Origin of the sequence: Mesorhizobium sp. M7A.F.Ca.AU.001.01.1.1 (assembly GCF_004022735.1) — a bacterium.
GTDB classification, from domain to species: Bacteria; Pseudomonadota; Alphaproteobacteria; order Rhizobiales; family Rhizobiaceae; genus Mesorhizobium; species Mesorhizobium ciceri.
This window is the reverse complement of the sequence record NZ_RZPF01000540.1, coordinates 1-4,647: the sequence shown is the minus strand read 5'-3', so window position 1 is coordinate 4,647 and position 4,647 is coordinate 1. Positions and strand designations below refer to the sequence as shown.

Annotated in this window: 6 protein-coding genes; 4 read left to right on the top strand and 2 right to left on the bottom strand. The window is 63.1% G+C overall.

All coding sequences use genetic code 11. The features are described from left to right. From EN884_RS26515 to EN884_RS26500, 4 genes are all read left to right on the top strand, one after another. Positions 1-334 (top strand): ABC transporter permease (locus EN884_RS26515; protein ID WP_206617642.1); only part of this gene is annotated, 334 nt, incomplete at its 5' end. Position 335: 1 nt separating this feature from the next. Continuing rightward, positions 336-1,157, top strand: coding sequence for an ABC transporter ATP-binding protein (locus EN884_RS26510; RefSeq protein WP_024503546.1), 822 nt, complete (start codon positions 336-338; stop codon positions 1,155-1,157). A 14-nt stretch (positions 1,158-1,171) separates the two neighbouring features. Continuing rightward, positions 1,172-2,545, top strand: a complete 1,374-nt coding sequence (locus EN884_RS26505; RefSeq protein WP_024503545.1) for an MlaD family protein — start codon at positions 1,172-1,174, stop codon at positions 2,543-2,545. Next, positions 2,526-3,233: an ABC-type transport auxiliary lipoprotein family protein gene (locus tag EN884_RS26500; protein ID WP_063167914.1), complete on the top strand. Its 708-nt coding sequence runs from the start codon at positions 2,526-2,528 to the stop codon at positions 3,231-3,233. The genes EN884_RS26505 and EN884_RS26500 overlap by 20 nt, the downstream gene beginning before the upstream one ends. Before the next feature lie 37 nt (positions 3,234-3,270). Here EN884_RS26500 and EN884_RS26495 read toward each other — a convergent pair whose 3' ends face one another. Both EN884_RS26495 and EN884_RS26490 read right to left on the bottom strand, forming a co-directional pair. Beyond that, positions 3,271-3,885 (bottom strand): 3'-5' exonuclease, encoded by a 615-nt coding sequence (locus EN884_RS26495; RefSeq protein ID WP_063170226.1) that lies wholly within the window; start codon positions 3,883-3,885, stop codon positions 3,271-3,273. A gap of 186 nt (positions 3,886-4,071) precedes the next feature. Continuing rightward, positions 4,072-4,647, bottom strand: a 576-nt coding sequence (locus EN884_RS26490) for a hypothetical protein (protein WP_245491995.1), incomplete at its 5' end; no start/stop codon positions are given.

Sequence of the window (4,647 nt, the reverse complement as noted above, 5' to 3'; positions counted from 1 at the left end):
GGTCATCGCCTTGCCGTGCCTGACCATCATCGCCAATTTCGCCGCACTCGGCGGCGGCATCCTGGCTGCCTGGCTCTATTCCGACATCCCGCCCGCCGCCTTCATCGACCGGCTGCGCGTCGCCATCGATCTCAGCACCATCTTTGCGGGCCTGATCAAGGCGCCGTTCATGGCCATGATCATCGGCACGATTGCCTCGGTCGAAGGCATGAAGGTCGGCGGCAGCGCCGAATCGCTCGGCCAGCATGTTACCGCTTCGGTGGTGAAGTCGATCTTCGTCGTCATCATCCTCGACGGGCTTTTTGCCATGTTCTACGCAGCGATCGAGTTCTGAGATGAAGCTGCGAAACAGGAAAAGGGCGGGTGCATTGGCGGATGACGCGGGCGAGGGCGATATCGTGCTTTCCGCGCACGACATCAGCGTTTCCTTTGCCGACAAGCTTATCCTCGACAGACTGTCGCTCGACATAAGGCGCGGCGAAATCCTTGGATTTGTCGGCGCCTCGGGTGCTGGCAAATCCGTTCTGCTGCGCACCATTCTCGGCCTGACACGCAAGCAGTCGGGCACGATCAGGCTGTTCGGCGTCGATATCGAGAAGGCTGATGATGCCGAGCGTCTGCGCATCGACATGCGGCTTGGCGTGCTGTTCCAGCACGGCGCCCTGTTCTCGGCGCTGACGGTGCTGGAAAACGTCCAGGTGCCGATGCGCGAATATCTCGACCTGCCGCGAAAGCTGATGGACGAACTGGCGATGCTCAAGATCGAGCTGGTCGGGCTGCCGCCCGACGCGGCGCAAAAATTCCCATCCGAACTGTCCGGCGGCATGATCAAGCGCGCCGCGCTGGCGCGGGCGCTGGCGCTCGATCCCGACATCGTCTTCCTCGACGAGCCGACATCGGGTCTCGATCCGATCAGCGCGGCGGAGTTCGACGAGCTGGTGGTCAAGCTGCGCGATACGATGGATCTGACCGTCTACATGGTGACGCATGACCTCGACACGCTGTTCACCGCTTGCGACCGGGTGGCCGTGCTCGGCAAGAAGAAAGTGCTGGTCGAAGGCACCATCGACGACATGCTGAAGAGCGAGGAACCGTGGGTAAAATCCTATTTCCGCGGAAAACGCGCCCGGCAACTTGATCTTGCGGCGCGCGCATAGCCATAAGTGGGACAATGGAAACCAGAGCCAACTACGTCATTGTCGGCATCTTCACGCTGGCCGCGATCCTGGCGGCGTTTGCCTTCGTCTACTGGACGGCGGCGATCGGCGACAAGGGCGAGACGACGTTGCTGCGCGTGCGCATTCCGGGCTCGGCCTCCGGGCTCGGCCGCGGAAGTTTCGTGCTGTTCAACGGCGTCAAGGTCGGCGACGTCAAGCGCGTCTATATTGATGTCGACAATCCGACGGTTGCCATCGCCGATACCGAGATCGACCGCATGACGCCGATCACCAAATCGACGCAAGCCGATATCGGGCTTGCCGGCCTGACCGGGCAGGCCAACATCGAACTCAAGGGCGCCGATCCCAAGGAGGTAAAGCTCCTCGACCAAGCGGAAAAGGAAGGCAAGGTCGCCGAGATCGTCGCCAACCCGTCGGCGGTGACCAACCTCTTGCAGACGGCGCAGAATATCTTCACCCGCGCCGACAAGGTGCTGACCGAGCTCGAAGGCTTCACCAAGGACGTTCGCGGGCCGCTGACGCAGACCGTCCAGAACGTCCAGACCTTCTCCGATGCGCTGGCCAAGAATTCGGACGGCATCGACAAGTTCCTGTCCGCGGCCAGCACGCTGGCCGATGAGCTGAAAGGCGTTTCCGGCAAACTCGACGGCACGCTGAAGGCGGCCGAAGGCCTTCTCAACGCGGTCGACAAGGACAAGATCAAGAGCATCGTCGCCAATGTCGACGCAGTAACCGGTAACCTCAAGCAGACGTCGAAGCAGCTCGACGGCGTGATCAAGAACGTCGATACAGCCGTGGGGTCGGTCAACGACTTCGCCAAACGGACGCAAGGCACGCTGGCCAAGGTCGACAACGTGCTCGACGGTATCGATCCCGCACAAGTGCGCTCGGCGCTCGCCAACATCCAAAAGGCCAGCGAGAGCGCCGACAAGGCCGCCGCCGACATCGCGGAGGTGACCCACAAGTTCGCCAACCGGGCCGACGACATCGACCAGACGATCAAGGACGCAAAGCAGCTCGCGCAACGGCTCAACGATGCCTCGGTGCGAGTCGATGGCATTCTAGCCAAGGTCGATACCTTGCTCGGGTCGGGGCAGGCCGACGGCGTGATGGCGGATGCGAGGGCGACGCTGAAGTCGTTCAAGCAGGTTGCCGACACGCTGAATGCCCGCCTTGGCGTCATCACCGACAATCTGGCGCGATTCTCGGGCCAGGGGCTTTCGAACGTCGAAGCGCTGGTGCAGGACAGCCGCCGTTCGATCAGCCGCATCGAGGAGGCGGTAACCGACCTCAGCCGCAATCCGCAGCGCATCCTGTCGGGTGGCGACGGCGAGGTTCGGCAATTCGATGGCAGGGCGCGGCGTTGACTTCGGCGCCGGCGCGCCCCAGAAACATGAGCCGCGAAAGCGGGTCGATCTTACGATCCGGGGACAACGGGGATCGCGCGTGAAGTCTGTGTGGGTGAAAACGGGCGGGTTGACATCGGCTGCGGCACTGCTTGCCTTGACGCTGGCCGGCTGTGCGGCGTTGGGCGGCAAGCCCGCGCCGCTCGATACGTTCGAGCTGTCGGCGCCGTCGGTCGACGCGCATGGCCACAGCCGCCGCCAGATCCTGATCGCGCAGCCGTCGGCGCTCAAGGCGCTGGACAGCCAGAACATCGTCATCAAGCCGTCGGATCGTTCGATCCAGTATCTCAAGGGCGCGCAATGGGCTGACCGGCTGCCGCTGATCGTGCAGGCGCGGCTGGCCGAGACCTTCCAGCGATCGGGCAGCTTTGCCGGCGTCGGCAAGCCGGGCGAGGGCCTGGCGATCGACTATCAGGTGATCGTCGAGATCCGCTCATTCGAGGTTCGGGTCGACGGCGGCGAACATGCCGAGGTCGATCTGTTCGTGCGGATCCTGAACGATCGCAACGGCGAGGTCCGTGCTTCCAAGAGCTTCACCGCAGCCGCACCCGTCTCGGGCAGCGGCAATCCTGCTTATGTCAGCGCACTCGACAAGGCGTTCGGCGACGCCGCCGGGCAGATCGTGCGCTGGACGGATTCGGTGATCTGAGCGCGACGCGCGCCGGAATCCCATCAGGCTTCTCTACCTACAAGTGGTCGAAGATCTCCGGCCGGAGCTTTCCGGTCTTCATCAGGTGCTGCAGGGTGTAGGTCACGGACAGCGCGTCATCGAGCGCATCGTGCCCCTGCAATGGCGGGTGCTTGACGCCGTAGTAATCCGCAAGCTTGTTGCTCGGCGTTCTCGCCAGATCCTCGATCGGCATTCCGGCTGCGATCAGCAGCTTGACGGCGTTGTCAAACCGGGTGGCCGGGATCGAAGGCTGAATGCCCCCGACATAGCAGCTGATGGCGATCATGTTCAATTCGTCCTTGCCCCAGGACCAGAATCGCGCCCCTTCGGAAAAACGATCGATGTCGGCGAGGGCATCCCCTAGTGCCACCCCTTTTGTCTCCAAATCTTCCTCGGTGATGCCGGTCAGTTTGGTGAAGAATGGGTCCAAGGCGTATCTCTGACCAAACCGGTCGACCGGTTTGATATAGGCCTTGTGTGTTCCGAGCAGGGGGAAGTCGCCTTCAAGTCCAAGCCTGACGGCGCCGATCTGTGCGATCACCGGGTCGGGATCGTGGGCCGCGCACCAGAATCTGCGTTGCGAGCCCTCCAGGCAAAGAAACTCGCAGTCGAAAATGATTGCCGTCTTCACGATCACACCCTGCGAGCGTTAGGGCAGCGGTACTGTGGATGAATTATAGCGCCGTCGGGAGATCGACTTAGGGCGGATTCCGAAGGCATCGATAGTCTCGCAAGACCTGTTGCGGGCAGGTTCAACGCGTGCCGGACGTTAGAGCAGGCACAGGCGGGACCATGGCCCGCCTGTTCAATTCCCGTCTTAGTGCAGGCGGCCGCTCGCATGCGCCAGCATGGTGTAGACCTTGCCGGTGTCCGACGTCAGGTAGGTCTGCGCCATGATGTTGTCGCGGTCGTTGCGTGAGACATCCTTGAGCAGCTTCTCGAAATCGTCGCAGTAGCGGTCGACGGCGGCGCGGAACTCGGCCTCGGCCTGATACTTGCGACGGATCTCGTCGAACGTCTGCTGACCCTTCAGCGTGTAGAGCCGCCTTGTGAACACGTCACGCTCGCCGCGCCGGTAGCGGTTCCACAGCTCGATCGAAGCATCGTGGTCGATGGCCCGCGCGATATCGACGGAGAGCGAGTTCAGCGATTCGACGACATGAAGGGGCGATCGCTGGGCAGGCGTAGCGCGGGGCGCTTCCGCAGTCGCTGGGGGAGCTGCCGACCTGAGGTCCTCATCGTTCGATGCCGCGGTCAGCAGATCGCGCACCCAGCCACCCTGCGGCGTGCGGGCGTTGGCATCGCCGCGCGGCACGCTCGACCTTGACCGTCCGACCGAGGCGGCACCGCGTCCGCGCGGCGATGCCAACGCCCGCACGCCGCAGGGTGGCTG

What these genes read in the sequence shown, in the direction of transcription:
- EN884_RS26510 (WP_024503546.1), top strand. Translation starts at nt 336, where the DNA reads ATGAAGCTGCGAAACAGGAAAAGGGCGGGTGCATTGGCGGATGACGCG.
- EN884_RS26505 (WP_024503545.1), top strand. Translation starts at nt 1,172, where the DNA reads ATGGAAACCAGAGCCAACTACGTCATTGTCGGCATCTTCACGCTGGCC.
- EN884_RS26500 (WP_063167914.1), top strand. Translation starts at nt 2,526, where the DNA reads ATGGCAGGGCGCGGCGTTGACTTCGGCGCCGGCGCGCCCCAGAAACAT.